General features: G+C 63.3%; 19 protein-coding genes. 15 read left to right on the forward strand and 4 right to left on the reverse strand.

The genetic code is table 11. The features are described from left to right. Positions 1-21: 21 nt before the first annotated feature. From BT179_RS14500 to BT179_RS14510, 3 genes are all read right to left on the reverse strand, one after another. Entirely contained in the window at positions 22-1,245 is a 1,224-nt protein-coding gene (locus tag BT179_RS14500) for a type II and III secretion system protein family protein (protein WP_072393452.1), read from the reverse strand. A gap of 505 nt (positions 1,246-1,750) precedes the next feature. Next, the gene (locus BT179_RS14505) at positions 1,751-2,158 is read right to left on the reverse strand and encodes a PA2817 family protein (protein WP_072393448.1); all 408 of its coding nucleotides are present in this window, start codon (positions 2,156-2,158) and stop codon (positions 1,751-1,753) included. Positions 2,159-2,241: 83 nt separating this feature from the next. Beyond that, positions 2,242-4,689, reverse strand: coding sequence for an acyl-CoA dehydrogenase (locus BT179_RS14510; protein ID WP_072431798.1), 2,448 nt, complete (start codon positions 4,687-4,689; stop codon positions 2,242-2,244). Positions 4,690-4,998: 309 nt separating this feature from the next. Between BT179_RS14510 and BT179_RS14515 the strand changes: the two genes are divergently transcribed. The 4 genes from BT179_RS14515 to BT179_RS14530 all read left to right on the forward strand — a co-directional run bounded on the left by BT179_RS14515 (position 4,999) and on the right by BT179_RS14530 (position 8,215). Continuing rightward, positions 4,999-5,658, forward strand: coding sequence for a transglutaminase-like domain-containing protein (locus tag BT179_RS14515; RefSeq protein ID WP_072431799.1), 660 nt, complete (start codon positions 4,999-5,001; stop codon positions 5,656-5,658). A 44-nt stretch (positions 5,659-5,702) separates the two neighbouring features. Continuing rightward, positions 5,703-6,326 (forward strand): glutathione S-transferase family protein, encoded by a 624-nt coding sequence (locus BT179_RS14520; RefSeq protein ID WP_072394117.1) that lies wholly within the window; start codon positions 5,703-5,705, stop codon positions 6,324-6,326. 180 nt (positions 6,327-6,506) lie between these two features. Beyond that, the gene (locus tag BT179_RS14525) at positions 6,507-7,439 is read left to right on the forward strand and encodes an ABC transporter ATP-binding protein (RefSeq protein ID WP_072431800.1); all 933 of its coding nucleotides are present in this window, start codon (positions 6,507-6,509) and stop codon (positions 7,437-7,439) included. Then, positions 7,436-8,215, forward strand: coding sequence for an ABC transporter permease (locus BT179_RS14530; RefSeq protein WP_053150099.1), 780 nt, complete (start codon positions 7,436-7,438; stop codon positions 8,213-8,215). The genes BT179_RS14525 and BT179_RS14530 overlap by 4 nt, the downstream gene beginning before the upstream one ends. A 62-nt stretch (positions 8,216-8,277) precedes the next feature. Here the strand turns inward: BT179_RS14530 and BT179_RS14535 are convergent, their stop codons facing one another. Further along, positions 8,278-8,793 carry a DUF2062 domain-containing protein gene (locus BT179_RS14535; protein ID WP_072393434.1) on the reverse strand — a complete coding sequence of 172 codons (516 nt, stop codon included), beginning with the start codon at positions 8,791-8,793 and terminating at the stop codon, positions 8,278-8,280. A gap of 145 nt (positions 8,794-8,938) precedes the next feature. Between BT179_RS14535 and BT179_RS14540 the strand changes: the two genes are divergently transcribed. The 11 genes from BT179_RS14540 (at position 8,939) to BT179_RS14590 (ending at position 19,926) form a co-directional block, all read left to right on the forward strand. Then, positions 8,939-11,173 (forward strand): DNA internalization-related competence protein ComEC/Rec2, encoded by a 2,235-nt coding sequence (locus BT179_RS14540; RefSeq protein WP_072431801.1) that lies wholly within the window; start codon positions 8,939-8,941, stop codon positions 11,171-11,173. 139 nt (positions 11,174-11,312) lie between these two features. Beyond that, complete coding sequence (locus tag BT179_RS14545) at positions 11,313-11,948, forward strand: MotA/TolQ/ExbB proton channel family protein (RefSeq protein WP_165887346.1); 636 nt, start codon at positions 11,313-11,315, stop codon at positions 11,946-11,948. Next, entirely contained in the window at positions 11,945-12,373 is a 429-nt protein-coding gene (locus BT179_RS14550) for an ExbD/TolR family protein (RefSeq protein ID WP_072393427.1), read from the forward strand. The genes BT179_RS14545 and BT179_RS14550 overlap by 4 nt, the downstream gene beginning before the upstream one ends. Continuing rightward, complete coding sequence (gene lpxK / locus BT179_RS14555; protein ID WP_072393424.1) at positions 12,373-13,383, forward strand: tetraacyldisaccharide 4'-kinase; 1,011 nt, start codon at positions 12,373-12,375, stop codon at positions 13,381-13,383. The genes BT179_RS14550 and lpxK overlap by 1 nt, the downstream gene beginning before the upstream one ends. Positions 13,384-13,406: 23 nt before the next feature. Further along, positions 13,407-13,592 (forward strand): Trm112 family protein, encoded by a 186-nt coding sequence (locus BT179_RS14560; RefSeq protein WP_042728811.1) that lies wholly within the window; start codon positions 13,407-13,409, stop codon positions 13,590-13,592. Further along, complete coding sequence (gene kdsB, locus BT179_RS14565; RefSeq protein WP_072431802.1) at positions 13,589-14,353, forward strand: 3-deoxy-manno-octulosonate cytidylyltransferase; 765 nt, start codon at positions 13,589-13,591, stop codon at positions 14,351-14,353. Before BT179_RS14560 ends, kdsB begins: the two co-directional genes overlap by 4 nt. Further along, entirely contained in the window at positions 14,353-14,817 is a 465-nt protein-coding gene (locus tag BT179_RS14570) for a low molecular weight protein-tyrosine-phosphatase (RefSeq protein ID WP_072393418.1), read from the forward strand. Before kdsB ends, BT179_RS14570 begins: the two co-directional genes overlap by 1 nt. Then, positions 14,814-15,833, forward strand: a complete 1,020-nt coding sequence (gene murB / locus BT179_RS14575; protein WP_072431803.1) for a UDP-N-acetylmuramate dehydrogenase — start codon at positions 14,814-14,816, stop codon at positions 15,831-15,833. Before BT179_RS14570 ends, murB begins: the two co-directional genes overlap by 4 nt. 339 nt (positions 15,834-16,172) lie before the next feature. Next, entirely contained in the window at positions 16,173-16,643 is a 471-nt protein-coding gene (locus BT179_RS14580; protein WP_072431804.1) for a (2Fe-2S)-binding protein, read from the forward strand. Beyond that, on the forward strand, positions 16,640-18,955 hold the full coding sequence (locus BT179_RS14585; protein ID WP_072431805.1) for a xanthine dehydrogenase family protein molybdopterin-binding subunit: 2,316 nt from the start codon (positions 16,640-16,642) through the stop codon (positions 18,953-18,955). The genes BT179_RS14580 and BT179_RS14585 overlap by 4 nt, the downstream gene beginning before the upstream one ends. Then, positions 18,955-19,926: an XdhC family protein gene (locus BT179_RS14590; protein ID WP_072393407.1), complete on the forward strand. Its 972-nt coding sequence runs from the start codon at positions 18,955-18,957 to the stop codon at positions 19,924-19,926. Before BT179_RS14585 ends, BT179_RS14590 begins: the two co-directional genes overlap by 1 nt. The last annotated feature ends 10 nt before the right edge of the window (positions 19,927-19,936 follow it).

Genomic DNA, 19,936 nt, shown 5'->3' on the forward strand with positions numbered 1-19,936 from the left:
GCCGGCACAGCAGGCGCCGGCTCATTGGGAAAGACCCGTGCGGTTGTCGAACTCGCCGTTTTCGAGAAAGTACATCCGGTAGAAATTAGGGTCGTAGTTGCGCAGCTGTTCGCCCGGCAACGTCGGCAGTTGCGCGTTGGCAGCCAGGGGTTGGACCAGGTGCGGCGTGACGATCATCAACAGTTCCCGTTCTTCGCGGTTGATGGAGTTGTCGCGAAAGAACGCGCCGAGAATCGGAACATCGCCCAATCCCGGAAACTTGTTCACCTGGGAAGCGTTGCGGGTGCTGATCAGGCCGCTGATGACGAAACTTTCGCCGTCGGCCAGGGCAATGCTGGTATCGGTACGGCGCACGGTAAGCGCCGGAACCAGCGTGCCGGCGATGTTCACGGCGTTGGTGAAATCCAGCTCACTGACTTCCGGAGCCACCTTCAAGGCAATGCGGTTTTTCCCGATGACGGTTGGCGTCAGGGTCAGGCGGATACCGAACTCCTTGTATTCGATGGAGACGTTGTCGCTGCCGGCGCTGGGCACCGGGATTGGCACCTCGCCACCGGCCAGGAAGCTCGCGCTCTGGCCACTGAGGGCTACCAGGCTCGGCCGCGCCAGGGTGTAGGCAAAGCCGCTGCCTTCCAGTGCGTTGATCATCAGCAGGGTTTGCCCGGTGGCGAATGACAGGTTGAACATGTCGTTGTTGACCGGCAGCGACGGCCGGACCACGCCACCGATGGTGGGCAAGGTCCGAGGGGAGCCGAACAGGAAGTTGCCACGGCTGCCGAAGATCGAGGTCGAGGCTTCCTTGAGCTTGGTCCGGCTGACCTCGACGAAACGGATATCGGTCTGCACCTGGGCCAGCAGCATCGGATCCTCGGTAGGCACGCTGGCCGCGCTGGTCAACGCCGCGGTGGCCCGGCCTTCGACGAAAATCATGCTTTGGCGGGGCGTTTTCGAGCATTCCGTCCAGACCATCAGACTGGTGGCGCCCGGCGCGATGCCCGTAAGAATGAAAGCGTCGCTGCCACTGGGCTGGACGTCGGCAATTTTCGGGTCGCCCACTGCCAGCTTGGTCACGGGCGCCAGGATACGCAATTCGTCCTGGAGGCCCTGGCCAACCACGAAGGTGGCCGGCAACTTGTCCAGTTGCGCACAGCTGGCAGGTGCGGCCTGCGCCGCATCCAGGCCAAGGCCCATCCAGAACAAGCCATGGATAAGGTGTTTTATAGCGGGCACGGTACGGTAGCTCATAAGATGATCCTCGACAGACTGGCCGTCCATAGGCTTGAACGATGCCTCGGATCATTTATGGGGCCCGGGCAACCCCCTCACTCACCACGCGACTCAATGAGCCGGTACGGAATTCGCCGCTGAACGCCAGCGACGATCACCGGCCCGACTGAACGGCGGGCGGCTTTCGAAAACATCCTCAAGACCCGGAAAGCTCCGGTCGTCGAGCCAATGGCGGATATCCACAGCTCGCCCGCAAGGGCGCTCTGCCTGCCATCGTTCTCGCTTCTGTTTGAAGGTAGTCGACCTATGGCAAAGCGCCACGCCTGAAATGAAAAAAACGCCTAAAAAGTGACGGTCGGCGAAATGATGGCAAAACACGTGTCAATAAAATGTCTTTTGCCCTGAGGAGCCCTTGGTTCGCATTCCTTCCAGGAATGATCCAAGGCCTGGCGCCTGTTTCGGTTTCCCAATAAAAAGGCCCGCAGGATCAACCGTGCGGGCCTTTGGCGTGACTGGATCGAGATCAGTGCTTGCTGTCCTGGTCCGACATCGCCAGCAATTGTTTTTCCTGGTTCCAGTCGAACGGCTCGTCGTTCTGTTCGGCTTCGAAACGGCGCTCCTCCAGCGCCTGGTACAGGCTGATTTCTTCATCGGGCATGTAGTGCAGGCAGTCACCGCCGAAGTACCACAACAGGTCGCGAGGTACGAGATGGGCGACCTGTGGGTAACGTACGATCACCTGGCACAGCAGATCCTGGCCCAGGTACTGGCTTTCGATCGGGTCGATGGGCAATTGCGCACGCAACTCGTCGAAGCGCTCCAGGAACAAGGCATGGCTTTCTTCGGGAACCTGTTCGGCCTCACCCACGGCGACCAGGATGCTGCGCAAGTGGTCAAGCAGGAGAAGGTGATCGGCAACGACGTTGGACACGAGATAAGTCCTCAAGAGCAAAACGGGCGCGGGAGTATAAAGCCACCGCGCCCGTTTTTACATGGTGGAACCGGTCGGCGGGATCAGCGGACCCTGCCTTCGGCGAGTGTCAGCGCCTCCTTGTCGAAATCATCCACGTCGATGACCTTGCGTCGCGCCGCTTCGGCCTCGCGCAGGGCCTGGGCTTCGCCGGCCTGCAGCACTCCCGCTTCGAGGGCGGCGTCGATGAGGTGTTCCCCCGGGACCGGGTTGAGCTGGCCTTGCTTGAGTGCCGTATGCAACTTGCGTTGCGTGGGATGCGCAGCGGTCAGCAGGTCGGCGGCGTGCTGCAGGGCGCCCACGGGGTCGTCGATCGATTGTGGGCGATAGCAGCCCTGCAACAACTCCTCGAGGGTCGGATCGCCCTTGGCCCGGCCGATCACCGCGGCCACTTCGGCATCCAGGCGGTCGCTCGGCCCCTTGTGGCGGCGGCCGAAGGGGAATACCACGCAGCGCAGCAGGCCACCCAGCAACCGGTTGGGGAAATTTTCCAGCAGTTCGTCCAGCGCACGCTCCGACTGGCCGAGGCTTTCTTCCATGGCCCAGGTGAACAGCGGCGCCATATGGTCCGGTGAATCCAGGTCGTGGTAACGCTTGAGGGCCGCACTGGCCAGGTACAGATGGCTGAGCACATCGCCCAGGCGTGCCGACAGGCGTTCGCGACGTTTGAGCTCGCCGCCCAGCAACATCATGCTCAGGTCGGCCAGCAGGGCGAATGCCGCTGCCTGTCGGTTGAGCGCTCGGAAATAACCTTGGCTCAAGGTGTCGCCCGGAGCTCTTTCGAAATGCCCCAGCCCCAGGTTCAGCACCAGGGTACTGGCGGCATTGCTGACGGCGAAGCCGATGTGCTTGAGCAGCAGCCGATCGAATTCCAGCAGCGCCTGGTCCTTGTCCTCGCGGGTGGCCAGGGCCATTTCCTTGAGTACGAAAGGATGGCAGCGGATCGCCCCCTGGCCGAAGATCATCAGGTTGCGCGACAGGATGTTCGCGCCTTCCACGGTGATGAAGATCGGCGCGCCTTGCCAGCTGCGCCCCAGGTAGTTGTTCGGGCCCATGATGATGCCCTTGCCCCCATGCACGTCCATGGCGTGGCTGATGCACTCGCGGCCGCGTTCGGTCAGGTGGTACTTGAGGATCGCCGACAGCACCGAGGGTTTTTCACCCAGGTCCACCGCGTTGGCGGTGAGCATGCGCGCGGCATCCATCAGCCAGGCATTGCCACCGATTCGAGCCATGGCCTCCTGGATGCCTTCGAAGGCCGACAACGGTACGTTGAACTGCTCCCGCACCTGGGCGTACTGGCCGGTTACCAGGCTGGTGAATTTCGCCGCCCCGGTTCCCACCGCCGGCAGGGAGATCGAGCGCCCCACCGACAGGCAGTTCATCAGCATCATCCAGCCCTTGCCGAGCATGGCCTGGCCGCCGATGAGGAAGTCCAGGGGGATGAACACGTCCTTGCCCCAGTTCGGTCCGTTCATGAACGCCGCGCCGAGGGGCAGGTGACGGCGACCGATATTGACCCCGGGTGTATCGGTGGGAATCAGCGCAAGGCTGATGCCCAGGTCTTCTTCGTCGCCCAGCAGGTGGTCGGGGTCGTACGCCTTGAACGCCAGGCCGAGGAGGGTCGCCACCGGGCCGAGGGTGATGTAGCGTTTTTCCCAGTTCAGGCGCAGGCCGAGGGTTTCCTGGCCCTGCCACTCTCCCTTGCAGACGATGCCGGTGTCGGGCATCGCTCCGGCGTCGGAGCCGGCCAGTGGCCCGGTCAGGGCGAAACAGGGGATATCGTCGCCACGTGCCAGCCGTGGCAGGTAATGGTCGCGTTGTTCCTCGGTGCCGTAGTGCAGCAGCAGTTCCGCCGGACCCAGGGAGTTGGGGACCATCACGGTCGACGCCAGGTCGCCGCTGCGGGTCGCCAGTTTCATGGCCACCTGGGAGTGGGCATAGGCGGAGAAACCCTTGCCGCCGTAGACTTTGGGAATGATCAGCGCGAAGAACCCGTGCTCCTTGATGTGCGCCCAGGCTTCGGGCGGCAGGTCCATGGCCTGGCCGATCTGCCAGTCGCTGACCATGGCGCAGAGTGCTTCGGTGGGCCCGTCGAGGAAGGCCTGTTCTTCTTCGGTCAGTTGCACCTTGGGGTAGGCCAGCAGCGTGTCCCAATCGGGCCGACCGCTGAACAGCTCGCCGTCCCACCACACCGTGCCGGCGTCGATGGCGTCACGCTCGGTCTCCGACATGGGCGGCAGGGTTTTCTGAAACCACTCGAACATCGGCGCGCTGAAGTATCTGCGGCGCAGGTCCGGCAGCAGCAGGGGGGCCGCGATGGCGGCCAGCACCACCCAGAGGATCGCCATCAGCCAGCCGGGGGCGGGGCTGAAGATGCCCATGGCCAGCAGGTAGACCGCGACGACACCCAGCACGGGTAGCGGGGCGATGCGCCGATGCGCCAGCCAGGCGATCCCGACGACCAGGACCAGTATCCACAACAACAGCATATGTAATCCTCCGTGAACCAAGGCAAGACCGACCCCCAGAGCTTAGACGGCATCGGTCAATCCGGCGGTCAGCGCGATGTGATGGGTTTCGTGGGAAATCTCGCATGCGTTACGCCAGTCTGGTTGGCAACAGCCGTGGGAAATCGTTCGCCGAAAAGGAGAGAAAACGCCATTGTTTGGCCGAAACGCCGTTATCGCTGCATCAGGGCTGTGGATAGACTCAGCGTTTCCCTGATGCCGTAGGCGTTGCGCCGGTGCAGGAGCAAGTTCTGACCCTGCCAGCGGCGTTGCAGTGCGAGAGGTTTCCCCATGCAGCAATACCTGAACCCCGGCCGCTTCATCGACAGCGATCATCCTGCGGTCATCGCGTTCGCCGAAACCCACCGCGGCACCGACCGCGATCCGACGGCGCAGGCGATCAGCCTGTATTACGCCGTGCGCGAAGCAGTGCGCTACAACCCTTATACCTTCAGCCGCGACCCGGCGACTCTGCGTGGCAGTCATGCATTGGCCCTGGGTGAAAGCTATTGCGTGCCCAAGGCAACGTTGCTGGCCGCCTGCGCCCGTCACTGTGCTGTCCCGGCCCGGATCGGCCTGGCGGATGTGCGCAATCACTTGTCCACGCCGCGCCTGCTGGAGCTGCTCAGGAGCGATGTGTTCGCCATGCACGGTTACACCGAGCTGTACCTGAACGACCGCTGGGTCAAGGCCACGCCGGCCTTCAACCAGGGTTTGTGTGAGTTGTTCGACGTCGCGCCCCTGGAGTTCGATGGTCGTCATGACAGCATCTTCCATCCGTTCAATCGCCAGGGTGCCCGGTCGATGGAATACGTCACTGACCACGGTCCTTTCCCCGACGTACCGGAAGGGTTCTTTTTCCAACACCTGGAAAAATGCTATCCGCACCTGTTCGAGGATCGGCTGGCGCCGGTGCTGGGCGACATGCAGGGCGATTTGAGTCATGGCTGATCCGGCGTATGCTGCTGCGGCACTTATTCATCGAGGATGCCGTGATGCTGAAGATCTGGGGCCGGAAAAACTCATCGAATGTCCGTAAGGCGCTGTGGTGCGCCGAGGAGTTGGGATTGGCCTTCGAGGCCATCGACGCCGGTGGCGCATTCGGCGTGGTGGACACGCCCGAATACCGCGCGAAGAATCCCAATGGCCGGGTTCCGATGCTCGAGGACGATGGTTTCGTGCTCTGGGAGTCCAACACCATCGTGCGTTACCTGATGGCCCGTCACGCATCCGGTTCGGCCTGGTACCCCACCGACCTTCAGGCTCGGGCCCAGGCTGAAAAATGGATGGACTGGACCACTTCCACCTTCGCCGATCCGTTTCGCACCGTGTTCTGGGGTGTCCTGCGCACGCCCGCCGAACAGCAGGACTGGGCTGCCATCAAGTCGGCGATCCAGGTCTGCGACGCGGTGCTGGCAGTGGCGGACCAGGCGCTGGGCGAGCAACCTTTCCTGTCGGGCGATGAAATCGGCATGGGGGACATTCCCCTGGGCAGTTTCATTTATGCCTGGTTCGAGATGCCCATCGAGCGTGCCCCATTGCCTCACCTGCAGGCCTGGTATGCGCGATTGCAGCAGCGTCCGGCTTATCGCAAGGCGGTCATGACCGCGTTGACTTAATACTTACTATCGACACGCTTGACTGTACTTGTTTGGCGACGCCAAGCACCATGGCACCTCCTGCGCCAGTGGTTGCATTGTTCGCCACTCGCCCTTATCTAGGGTTTGTGCGAAAGGTCGCGCAGGCACTTTTCGTACAAAACCTAATGTTTTTCTCTCCTCTTGGTGCGTAGATCCGATATGAGTTCCGCTCTGTCCATCCGGCAGCTAACCAAAACCTACGGCAACGGTTTCCAGGCCTTGAGTGGTATCGATCTGGACGTCGCCGAAGGTGATTTCTTCGCCTTGCTCGGCCCCAACGGCGCGGGCAAATCCACCACCATCGGCATCCTGTCCACGCTGGTGAACAAGACCAGCGGCACCGTGAGTGTCTTCGGCCATGACCTGGACCGCGAACCCGCCGCGCTCAAGCGCTCCATCGGCGTGGTCCCCCAGGAATTCAATTTCAACCAGTTCGAAAAGACCTTCGACATCGTCGTGACCCAGGCGGGTTACTACGGCATCCCGCCGAAGATCGCCAACGAGCGCGCCGAGCGCTACCTGACCCAACTGGGGTTGTGGGACAAGCGCGACGTGCCGTCCCGTTCGTTGTCCGGTGGCATGAAGCGGCGATTGATGATTGCCCGGGCCCTGGTGCACGAGCCACGCCTGTTGATCCTCGACGAACCGACCGCGGGCGTGGACATCGAGCTGCGTCGTTCGATGTGGACCTTCCTGACCGAGCTGAACCAGAAAGGCATCACCATCATTCTTACCACCCATTACCTGGAAGAGGCCGAGCAGTTGTGCCGCAACATCGGCATCATTGACCACGGCACCATCGTCGAGAACACCAGCATGCGGCAACTGCTCAGCCAACTGCATGTGGAAACCTTCCTGCTGGACCTCAAGGGCGATCTCGATAGCGCGCCGCAGTTGGTCGGTTATCCGGCCCGGCTGCTGGATCATCGCACCCTGGAAGTGCAGGTGGACAAGTCCGTCGGCATTACCGGACTGTTCACCCAGCTGGCCCTGCAGAACATCGAAGTGCAGAGCCTGCGCAACAAGACCAATCGCCTCGAGGAGCTGTTCGTGTCCCTGGTGGAAAAAAACCTGGCGAAGGTGGCGGTATGAGTTCCGAGTTCCGTCCCAATCTCATTGCCCTCAACACCATCGTTTACCGTGAGGTCCGCCGCTTCATGCGGATCTGGCCACAGACCTTGCTGCCGCCGGCCATCACCATGGTTCTGTACTTCGTGATCTTCGGCAACCTGATCGGTCGGCAGATCGGTGACATGGGTGGCTTCACGTACATGGACTACATCGTGCCCGGGCTGATCATGATGTCGGTGATCACCAACTCCTACGGCAACGTGGTGTCGAGTTTCTTCGGCAGCAAGTTCCAGCGCTCCATCGAAGAACTGATGGTCTCGCCGGTTTCGCCCCATACGATCCTGATCGGCTTTACCCTGGGCGGTGTCTTGCGCGGCCTGGCGGTGGGCTTGATCGTGACCCTGCTGTCGTTGTTCTTCACCGATCTGCAGGTGCACCACCTGGGAGTGACGATACTGGTGGTGGTGCTCACCGCGACGATCTTTTCGCTGCTGGGCTTCATCAATGCCGTGTTCGCGCGCAACTTCGATGACATCTCCATCATTCCCACGTTCGTGCTCACGCCGCTGACTTACCTGGGCGGGGTGTTCTACTCCATCTCGCTGCTGCCACCGTTCTGGCAGACCGTGTCCCTGGCCAACCCGGTGCTGCACATGGTCAACGCCTTCCGCTACGGGATCCTCGGGGTTTCGGACATCAGGATCAGCATCGCGATCACCTTCATGCTGGTGGCGACGGTGGTGCTCTATATCGGTTGCGCCCGGTTGCTGGTGAGCGGACGCGGGATGCGGACATAACGGGCTGCGCATTTACCTTGCACCACTGAAAAGGCCTCCGATCAGGGAGGCCTTTTTGCATTTCACTGCCGTCTTTTCTTGCGCTTTTTCCATTGCCGCGCCACCCACCAGCGCCAGTAGCTCATGGTCACGAAATACGCCAGGACGCCGAGCACCAGGCCAGTCACCACCGAGCCCAGCAGGAACGGTCGCCACAAAGTGGACAGCTGGTCGGTGATCCATGCCCAGGTCAGTTCATCGGGCAGGGTCCGGGCAGGAACGTCCATCAGCCACGCCCCGGTCTGGTAGGTGCAGAAAAACACCGCCGGCATGGTGATGGGATTGGTCAGCCAGACCAGGCTCACCGCAATGGGGATGTTGCCGCGGACCGTGACGGCCAGCGCGGCGGCCAGCAGCATCTGCAGGGGGATGGGGAGAAAGGCGGCGAACAGGCCGACGGCCATTGCCCGGGCCACGGAGTGGCGATTGAGGTGCCAAAGGTTGGGATCGTGCAGCAGGGCGCCGAGAAAGCGTAAGGATTTGTGTTCCCGAATGATCGCTGGGTCTGGCATGTAACGTTTGAATAGGCGCCGGGGCATAAGGCTTCTCGGTCGGTTCAAAGCAATAAAGCCGCAAGTATGTCCGGATTCTAGGAGCGGCAGATTCAGACTTTGTGACAATTGATAACGGCCACGGTGCCGCAGACCGACTATGCCTGAGTGAGGAACTCTCAAGGATGGGGTTATGCGCAGGGGAATGGTCGCGCTTGCACTGGGTCTGTCGGCCCCGGTTTTCTTGTCGGCGCTGCCGTCGCCATGGCTGATGGCGGCCATGCCGGTACTGGCTTTGATGCTGCTACCGTTTCGAGCCTACCCGCTGGGTTTTTTCCTGCTGGGGTTGGCCTGGGCCTGCCTGGGGGCGCAGTGGGCACTGGACGACCGATTGCCCTTGGCGCTGGACGGCGAGACCCGCTGGGTCGAAGGGCGGGTCGTGGGGTTGCCGCAACAAGGTGATGGCGTGGTGCGCTTCGAGCTGGCCGATGCCCGTTCGCGGCGCACCCGGTTGCCGTCATCGATGCGCCTGGCCTGGTTTGGCGGGCCGCCGGTCAGTAGCGGCGAACGTTGGCGGTTGGCGGTGAAACTCAAGCGGCCCACGGGTCTGCTGAACCCTCATGGTTTCGACTACGACGCCTGGCTGCTGAGCCGGGGGATTGGCGCGACCGGTACGGTCAAGGACGGTCATCGCCTGGCTTCGGCCCAGGGAGCGTGGCGCGATGGGGTCCGCCAGTCGCTGGCACGGGTCGACGTCCAAGGCCGCTCGGGCGCGCTGATCGCCTTGGTCCTGGGCGATGGGGCAGGGTTGAGCCGCGATGAATGGCAGGTGCTGCAAGACACCGGCACGGTTCACTTGCTGGTGATTTCCGGGCAGCACATTGGCCTGCTCGCCGGCCTGATGTACCTGTCAGTGGCCGGGGCGGCGCGTTACGGTTTATGGCCGGCGCACCTGCCATGGCTGCCCTGGGCCTGTTTCCTGGCTTTTGTCGCGGCGTTGGGCTACGGCTTGCTCGCCGGTTTCGAAGTGCCGGTGCGAAGGGCCTGCGCGATGATCGGGCTGGTGTTGCTGTGGCGCCTGCGCTTCCGTCATCCGGACCCGTGGCGGGCGTGGCTGCTGGCGCTGGTCGGGGTGCTGGTGTTCGACCCGCTGGCAAGCCTGAGGCCTGGGTTCTGGCTGTCGTTCGCCGCAGTCGCCATACTGATTTTCATCTTCGGCGGGCGCCTGGGTCCCTGGCGCTGGTGGCAAACCTGGACCCGCCCCCAGTGGCTGGTCGCGGTGGGGCTGTGTCCGCTGCTGCTGATACTGGGTTTGCCGGTCAGCCTCAGCGGGCCGTTGGTGAACCTGGTGGCGGTGCCCTGGATCAGCCTGTTGGTGTTGCCGTCGGCATTGCTCGGAACGGCCTTGCTGCCGGTGCCATACATCGGTGAAGGATTGCTGTGGATCGCCGGTGGGCTGCTCGACCTGCTGTTCCGGGGATTGGCCCTGGTCGGCGCAATATGGCCAGCCTGGGTTCCGGTTGCGCTACCGGTGTGGGCCTGGTGCATTGCAGCGCTTGGCGCTGTCATCATATTGCTGCCGCAAGGCGTGCCGCTGCGCGTGCTGGGCTGGCCGATGCTGTTGCTGTTGGTTTTTCCGCCGCGGGACGAGGTGCCGGCGGGGCACGCCGAGATCTGGCAGCTGGATGTGGGCCAGGGGCTGGCGGTGCTGGTGCGTACCCGACGGCATAACCTTCTATATGACGCTGGGCCGCGTTTCGGCGACGCCGATGCAGGCGAGCGTGTGGTGCTGCCCACCTTGCGCAAACTGGGTGTGGGCGGGTTGGACCTGATGCTGCTCAGCCATGCCGACGCCGATCACGCCGGTGGTGCCAGGGCGGTGCACAACGGCTTGCCCACCGCCCTGGTCATCAGCGGAGATCCGGCCGCCTTACCCGCTGCACTGAAGGCCGATCCTTGCCACAGCGGTACGCAGTGGGAGTGGGACGGCGTCAGGTTTGAGCTGTGGCGATGGGCAGCGGCTCTTGAAAGCAACCAGAAGTCCTGTGTCTTGCTGGTCGAGGCCGGCGGCGAGCGGCTGCTGCTGACCGGCGACATCGATAGCCACGCCGAGCGCGCCTTGCTCGACGGCCCCTTGGCGGTTCCCATCCAGTGGCTGGCGGCGCCTCATCACGGAAGCCGCAGCTCGTCGTCGATGGCACTGCTCTCGCGTCTCACTCCTCATTCGGTCCTGATCTCGAGAGGGCGAGGCAATGCGTTCGGCCACCCTCATCCTCGAGTGATGGCCCGCTATCGACGGTTGGGCATGGCGGTCTACGACAGTGCCGAACACGGTGCCATTCGTCTGCAACTTGGAGCCTTCGCTGCGCCGACGACCCAGGCCGGGCAGCGGCGTTATTGGCGCGACCCGCCGTCCTCCGGGCCATGAATCCGCTTGGCACAGGGGCTGACGCGGGGGGAGGCGGACCTGTCTCCCGAGGCCCGATGCACGGGCTTTTGGCGGGGCGGGCCTGCACGGCCGATTCTGTATGATAAAGTGGCGCACTTTTTCCGAGGGGGCTGTCACTGTGTGGGAATTGGTCAAATCCGGCGGCTGGATGATGTTGCCGATCATTCTGAGTTCCATCGCGGCACTGGGTATCGTTGCCGAACGCCTGTGGACCCTGCGGGCCAGCCGTGTGACCCCGGAGCATCTGCTCGGGCAGGTCTGGGTCTGGATCAAGGACAAGCAACTGAACAAGGACAAGCTCAAGGAGCTGCGGGCCAGTTCACCGTTGGGGGAAATCCTGGCGGCAGGTCTGGCGAACTCCAAGCACGGTCGCGAGATCATGAAGGAGTGCATCGAGGAAGCTGCCGCCCGGGTCATCCATGAGCTGGAGCGCTACATCAATGCCCTGGGCACCATCGCCGCCATGGCTCCTCTTCTGGGGCTGCTGGGTACCGTACTGGGCATGATCGATATTTTCAGCGCCTTTACCGGTTCGGGCATGAGCACCAATGCTTCGGTGCTGGCGGGCGGGATTTCCAAAGCCCTGATCACGACGGCCGCGGGCCTGATGGTGGGTATTCCGTCGGTATTCTTCCATCGATTCCTGCAACGCCGTGTCGATGAGCTGGTGGTGGGCATGGAGCAGGAAGCCATCAAGCTGGTCGAGGTGGTGCAGGGCGACCGAGACGTGGACCTGGCCGGGGGCAAGAAGTGAGATTTCGCCGTAAACCACGGGAGAACATCGAGATCAACCTCGCGTCGCTGATCGACGTGGTGTTCATCCTGCTGCTGTTCTTCGTCGTGACCACGACCTTTACCCGGGAAACCCAGCTCAAGGTCGAACTGCCGCAAGCCGTCAGCGGCTCGCCGGCCGAAGACCAGCAGGTCAAGAACCTGGAAGTCACCATCAACGCGGAGGGGGCCATTTCGGTGAACAACCAATTGCTGCCCAAGAGCGACCTGGCGACACTGATCGAGGTGTTGCAGAAGGAGTCCGGTGGTGACACCAGCCTGCCGTTGTCCATCAGCGCCGACGGCAAGACGCCTCATCAATCGGTCATCACCGCCATGGACGCTGCCGGCAAGCTCGGTTTCAGTCACCTGCGCATGACCACGGTCGAGGCGGCGCCGGCACCCTGATGGCCATGTCCGATCGATTGCTCGCCGCGTGGTACGAAGGTCACCCGGCCTTGTCGCTGTTGCGCCCGCTGGAGTGGCTCTACCGGCGCGTGGTGGTGGGCAAGCGCGAGCGCTTCCTGGCAGGCGAGGGCAACATCTACCAGCCTCCGGTACCGCTGATGGTGGTGGGTAATATCACAGTGGGTGGCACCGGCAAGACACCGATGATCCTGTGGATGATCCAGCATTGCCAGCGCAGCGGCCTGCGTGTTGGCGTGGTCAGCCGTGGCTACGGGGCCAAGCCCCCGCAACTGCCGTGGCGGGTACGGGCCGACCAGCAAGCCGGTGTTGCGGGTGACGAGCCGCTGCTGATCGTCCAGCGCACTGGCGTGCCGTTGATGATCGACCCGGATCGCAGCCGCGCGGTCCGGGCGCTGCTGGCCAGCGAACCGCTGGATCTGATCCTGTCCGACGATGGCCTGCAGCATTACCGGCTGGCCCGGGACCTTGAACTGGTATTGATCGACAACGCCCGTGGCCTGGGCAACCGGCGCTGCTTGCCTGCCGGGCCGCTGCGTGAGCCGGTCGAACGCCTGCAATCGGTCGACGCGGTGCTCTACAACGGCGCCAGCGCCGACCGCGAGGACGGTTTCGCCTTCGAACTGCAGCCCACCGCCCTGGTGAACGTGGCCAGCGGCGAACGACGCTCGCTCGACCATTTTCCGCACGGCCAGGCACTGCATGCCGTGGCCGGGATCGGCAATCCCCAGCGTTTCTTCAAGACCCTCGAAACGCTACACTGGCGTCCTATACCGCACGGGTTTGCCGACCATGCCGAATACAGTGCCCAGGCCTTGAGCTTCACACCGTCGTTGCCGGTGGTCATGACGGAAAAGGACGCGGTCAAATGCCGTGCCTTTGCCGCTTCCGACTGGTGGTACCTGACGGTGGACGCCGCGCCGTCACCGGCCTTCGCGGCCTGGTTCGATACGCAGTTGATGCGCCTGTTGCCGGATCGTCTGTTGCCTTAAAAACCTTTATCCAGGGGAATCTCATGGACACCAAACTGCTCGATATCCTGGCCTGCCCGGTCTGCAAGGGGCCGCTCAAGCTCAGCGCCGACAAGACCGAGCTGATCAGCAAGGGCGCCGGCCTTGCGTATCCGATCCGCGACGGTATTCCGGTGATGCTCGAAAGCGAAGCGCGTACCTTGAGCACCGACGAGCGCCTGGACAAATGACAGTTGCCTTTACCGTCGTCATCCCGTCGCGCTTCGCCTCGACGCGCCTGCCCGGCAAACCGTTGCTGACGATCGCCGGCAAGCCCATGATCCAGCACGTCTGGGAACAGGCCTGCAAGAGCAGCGCCCAGCGCGTGGTCGTGGCGACGGACGATGTGCGAATCGTCGAGGCCTGCAACGGTTTCGGCGCCGAAGTGGTCATGACCCGTGAAGACCACAATTCCGGCACCGATCGCCTGGCGGAGGTGGCGCAGAAACTGGGCCTGGAGCCCGACGCCATCGTCGTCAATGTGCAAGGCGACGAGCCGCTGATCCCCTCCAGCGTGATCGACCAGGTGGCGAACAACCTGGCGGCACACCCCCAGGCGCGCATGGCCACCCTGGCCGAGCCGATCGAGGACGTGAAGACGCTGTTCAACCCGAACGTGGTCAAGGTGGTCAGCGACCTTGATGGCCTGGCGCTGACCTTCAGCCGTGCCACGTTGCCCTGGGCCCGGGATGCGTTCGCTCAAGACCGCGACGTCATGCCCGCCGGCGTGCCGTATCGCCGCCATATCGGCATCTATGCCTACCGCGCCGGCTTCCTCCAGGATTTCGTGAGCTGGGGCCCATGCTGGCTGGAAAACACCGAAGCCCTGGAGCAATTGCGCGCCCTCTGGCATGGCGTGCGGATCCACGTCGCCGATGCGCTGATCGCACCGCCGACCGGCGTCGACACTGTCGAAGACCTCGAGCGCGTTCGTCGCCTGCTGGAGGCTTGATGCGGGTTCTGTTCGTTTGCCTCGGCAACATCTGCCGGTCCCCCACCGCCGAGGGCATCCTGCGGCATAAGCTGCGGGAGGCCGGGTTGGCCGGGCAGGTGGAAGTGGCTTCCGCCGGTACCGGGGACTGGCACGTGGGCAAGGCCCCGGACAAGCGCAGCCAGGCTGCCGCCCTGCGGCGCGGCTATGACCTGTCGGCCCAGCGTGCCCGGCAGGTCAGCCGCGCCGACTTTGCCGCCTACGATCTGATCCTGGCGATGGACAGCAGCAACCTGCGCAATCTCAAGGCCCTGCAACCGGCCAATGCCAGGGCCGAACTGGACCTGTTCCTGCGCCGCTACGAAGCCGGGCTCGACGATGTACCGGATCCCTACTATGACGGTGAACAAGGCTTCGAGCAGGTGCTTGACCTGATCGAGCACGCCACGGATCGCCTGGTGATCGAACTGAAGGGGCGCTTATGAGCCTGCAAGTACGCAGCGGCGTCAGCCTCAAGCCATTCAACAGCTTCGGGGTGGACGTCACGGCCCGACTGTTCGCCGAAGCCCATTGCGACGAGGATGTTCGCGAGGCGCTGGCGTATGTCGCCGGACATCAGGTGCCATTGTTGGTGATCGGTGGCGGCAGCAATCTGCTGCTGACCGGCGATATCGACGCGCTGGTGCTGCGCATGGCCAGCCAGGGAATCCGCTTGCTCGGTGATGACGGCGAGCGGGTCGTGGTCGAGGCCGATGCGGGGGAGCCGTGGCACCCTTTCGTCCAGTACACGCTGGCGCAAGGCTGGTCAGGCTTGGAAAACCTCAGCCTGATTCCCGGTACGGTGGGGGCGGCGCCGATGCAGAACATCGGTGCCTATGGCGTCGAGATAAAGGATGTCTTCGCCGGTCTCACTGCCCTGGATCGCCAGACAGGCGAGCTGCGCGATTTCACCCTTGAGCAATGCCAGTTTGCCTACCGCGACAGCCTGTTCAAGCAGCAAGCGGGGCGCTGGTTAATTCTGCGGGTGCGTTTTGCCCTCAGTCGCGCCGCGCACTTGCATCTGGAATACGGCCCGGTTCGCCAGCGGCTGACCGAGCAAGGCGTCGATCGCCCGACGCCCCTCGATGTCAGCCGGGCCATTTGCAGTATCCGCAGTGAAAAGCTTCCGGACCCGGCGGTGCTGGGCAATGCCGGCAGCTTCTTCAAGAACCCGTTGGTACCGGCCGCTCACGTGGCGCGTCTCAAGGCACAATACCCCGACCTGGTGGCTTATCCACAGCCTGAGGGGTACATGAAACTGGCTGCAGGCTGGTTGATCGAGCGAGCCGGCTGGAAGGGCTTTCGCGAAGGCGACGCCGGGGTGCACAAGTTGCAGGCCCTGGTGCTGGTCAACTACGGCGAGGCCACGGGCTCGCAGCTACTGGAACTGGCGTTGCGCATCCAGAAAGACATTGCCGAACGTTTCCAGGTCGAACTGGAAATGGAGCCCAACCGCTACTGAACCCTGCCCGTTGCCGTCATCGCGGATTTTCCGGGGCTGGCGATCCCTGCCGGGCATAGCGCCCCGTGGCGCAATCGCCTGCTTTGGCGAGGGTAAACCAAACGCCCTGCATGATCCTCGCAAGCTTCATTTGTGCAGGATTGTGCAGGGCTTTTTTTCGGGTCCTGGGTTAATTTAGTCCGCTGACGATGCGCCATAGCATCTGTAAAGGCCCGGTGCAGACACCTGCGTGTGCGCATAAGAGAGCCCGATTAGCCTGAGCCAGTCTGCGATAACCAAACCGCTACCCAAGCGGCAGATGGCTCGACCCCATAACTCGATAACTATGCGGGCGTGCCCATGATTACCCTGAAACTCAATGGAAAAGATCATCAACTGGAGGTGACCGAGGACATGCCGCTGCTGTGGGCGATCCGCGACGTTGCCGGTTATAACGGTACCAAGTTCGGCTGCGGCATGGGCTTGTGTGGCGCATGCACCATTCATATCGATGGCGCCCCGGCGCGCAGCTGCATCACGCCGATCGGTTCGGTGAAAGGGCAGGACGTCAGCACCATCGACGAGCTCCATGCCGATCCGATCGGGCAAGTCGTTCAGAAGGCCTGGCTCGATACCGCCGTGGCCCAGTGTGGTTACTGCCAGGGCGGGCAGATCATGTCCGCGACGGCCTTGCTCAAGACCAATCCCAACCCGAGCGATGAGCAGATCGAGGAAGCCATGATGGGCAACATCTGCCGCTGCGGTACCTATAACCGGATCAAGACCGCGATCCGGCAGGCTTCCACGCATCTGAAGGAGGCCAAGGCATGAGCCGTTTGCCCGATGATTTCGTGCTGAGCAACCTCAGCCGTCGCGGCTTTCTCAAAGGCGCCAGCGCCACGGGTGTGCTGGTACTGGCCGCCAGCTGGGGGGTGCCGGACGCCTTCGCCGAAGAAAAGAAGTTTGGCGCCGAGGGCATGCCGCATGGCGCGGTCGATGACCCCAAGGTGTATGTGGGCATTGCCGCCGATGGCAGTGTGACGGTGATCTGCAACCGCTCGGAAATGGGCCAGGGCGTGCGCACCAGCCTGACCATGGTCGTGGCCGATGAGCTGGAGGCCGATTGGGCTCGGGTGAAGGTGCAGCAGGCTCCGGCCGATGAAGTGCGCTTTGGCAACCAGGATACGGACGGCTCGCGCAGCATGCGTCACTGGTATGAGCCGATGCGTCGTTGCGGTGCGGCCGCCAGGACCATGCTGGAGCAGGCTGCTGCGGCGCAGTGGAAGGTTCCGGTGGGCGAGTGTCATGCCCGCCTGCACAGCGTGGTCCACCAGCCTTCCGGTCGAGAGCTGGGTTATGGCGCGTTGGCCGCCGCTGCCAGTGCCTTGCCGGTGCCGGCGCGCGATAGCCTGCGTCTCAAGCAGCCTTCGGAGTTTCGCTACATTGGCAAGGAGGGGAGCCGGGCCATCGACGGCGCGGACATCGTCAACGGTCGTGCCGTATTCGGCGCCGACGTGCATTTCGACGGCATGCTCTACGCCGTGGTAGCCCGCCCGCCGGTCTATGGCGGCAAGGTCAAGTCCGTGGACAGCAGCGCGGCGCTGAAGGTCCCCGGGGTGGTCAAGGTGCTGCAGATCGAGCCTCGTCCCCTGCCTTCGGAATTCCAGCCCCTGGGCGGCGTGGCGGTGGTGGCGAAAAATACCTGGGCGGCCATGAAGGGGCGCGAGGCGCTGAAAATCGAGTGGGACGATGGCCCGAACGCGGGCTATGAGTCCGTCGCCTACCGCAAGGAGCTCGAAGCCGCAGCCCTCAAGCCTGGAAAAGTCGTGCGCAATGCCGGTGATGTCGACGATGCGCTGGCCAAGGCCGACTCGACCCTGGAAGCGACCTATTACTTGCCACACCTGTCCCAGTCGCCCATGGAGCCCATGGTCGCCACCGCGCGCTTCAAGGATGGCCAGTGCGAAGCCTGGGCCCCGAGCCAGGCGCCGCAGGTCACGCGTGAGCGCATCGCTGAACGGCTGGGCATTCCTTTCGAAAAGGTCACGGTGAATATCACCTTGCTGGGGGGCGGCTTCGGGCGAAAATCCAAGCCTGACTTCGTCCTTGAGGCGGCGCTGCTGGCCAAGGAGTTCCCAGGGCAGGCGATCCGGGTGCAGTGGACCCGCGAGGATGACATCCATCACTCCTATTTCCATACCGTATCGGCCGAATACCTGAAGGCCGGCCTGAATCGGGACGGCCTGCCTTCCAGCTGGTTGCATCGCACCGTCGCGCCCAGTATCACCGCGCTGTTCGCCCCGGGAATGACTCACGAAGCCCCCTTCGAGCTGGGCATGGGCGTTACCAACATGGCCTATGCCATTGCCAACCTGCGCCTGGAGAACCCCGAGGCGACGGCTCATACCCGGGTGGGCTGGTACCGCTCGGTGTCGAATATTCCCCACGGTTTCGCGATCCAGAGTTTCATCGACGAACTGGCCCACAAGGCCGGTCAGGATCCGCTGGACTACCACCTCAAGTTGCTTGGCCCGGACCGCAAGATCGATCCGCGCACCTTGAACGAGGAGTGGAACTACGGCGAATCCCCCGACCGCTATCCCATCGATACGGCACGGATCCGCACCGTGCTGCAAACGGCTGCCAAGGCGGCGGGTTGGGGGCAGCAACTGCCCAAGGGGCGCGGCCTGGGGCTGGCGGTGCACTACAGCTTCGTCACCTACGTGGCGGCGGCGATCGAAGTGGAGGTCAAGGACGATGGCACGGTGATCGTGCACAAGGCTGATATCGCGGTGGACTGCGGCCCGCAGATCAACCCGGAGCGCATCCGTTCCCAATTCGAAGGTGCCTGCGTCATGGGCCTGGGCAACGCGATGGTGGGGGAGATCAGCTTCAAGGATGGCAAGGTGCAGCAGGACAACTTCCACATGTACGAAGTGGCGCGCATGTCCCTGGCGCCCAAGAAAGTGGCCGTACATCTGGTGACGCCGCCGGGCGAGGTTCCGTTGGGAGGGGTCGGGGAGCCGGGAGTGCCGCCGATTGCCCCGGCGCTGTGCAACGCGATTTTCGCCGCCACCGGCAAGCGCATCCGTGATCTGCCTGTGCGCTATCAGCTGCAAGGCTGGCAGCAGGCCAAGGCCTGATGGACAGTGTCGACCTGAACGTCCTGCGCAGCGTGCTTCAATGGCGCCGTGCGGGGCAGCGCGTGGTGCTGTTCACCGTGGTCCAGACCTGGGGCACCGCGCCAAGGCCACCCGGGGCGATGCTGGCCCTGCGCGAAGACGGCGTGGTGATCGGCTCGGTGTCGGGCGGCTGTGTGGAGGACGACCTGATCGCCCGGCTGCATGATGGTCGTATCCCGGCGCAAGGTCCGCCGGTGCAACTCATCACCTATGGCGTCACCCGCGAGGAGGCCGCGCGTTTCGGCCTGCCGTGCGGTGGCACCCTGCGCCTGACCGAAGAGCGGGTCGGCGATCCGCAATGGGTCGCTGAACTGCTGGAGCGTTGCGACGCCCACGAGATTGTCGCCCGGGAGCTGGTGATCGCCACTGGTGCCGTGACGCTGGTACCTGCCAGTAAACACGACGCGCTGGTTTTCGATGGCCAGACGCTGCGAGCCATTTATGGCCCACGCTGGCGGCTGCTGCTGATCGGTGCCGGACAACTGTCGCGTTATGTGGCACAGATGGCTCGGTTGCTGGACTTCGAAGTGCTGATCTGCGATCCGCGCAAGGAGTTTGTCTATGGTTGGGAAGAGCAGCAGGGGCGCTTCGTCTCCGGAATGCCCGACGAAGCGGTGTTGAGCATCCAGACCGATGAGCGCACGGCCATCGTCGCCCTGACCCACGACCCACGGCTGGATGACATGGCGCTGCTGACCGCCCTGGATTCCAAGGCATTCTATGTCGGGGCCCTGGGGTCGCGGGTCAACAGTCAGAAGCGCCGGGACAACCTGGCTCAGCTAGGCTTGTCGGCACAGGCCATCGAGCGGCTGCATGGGCCGATCGGGCTGCACATCGGCAGCCATACCCCGGCGGAGATCGCCTTGTCGCTGCTGGCTGAAATCGTGGCCATCAAAAATGGCGTCGAGCTTCGGCAGAAGAAGCCGTTGTAAGTCGCGGGTG

Origin of the sequence: Pseudomonas sp. NFACC43, assembly GCF_900119645.1 — a bacterium.
In the GTDB taxonomy this organism is placed as follows: Bacteria; Pseudomonadota; Gammaproteobacteria; order Pseudomonadales; family Pseudomonadaceae; genus Aquipseudomonas.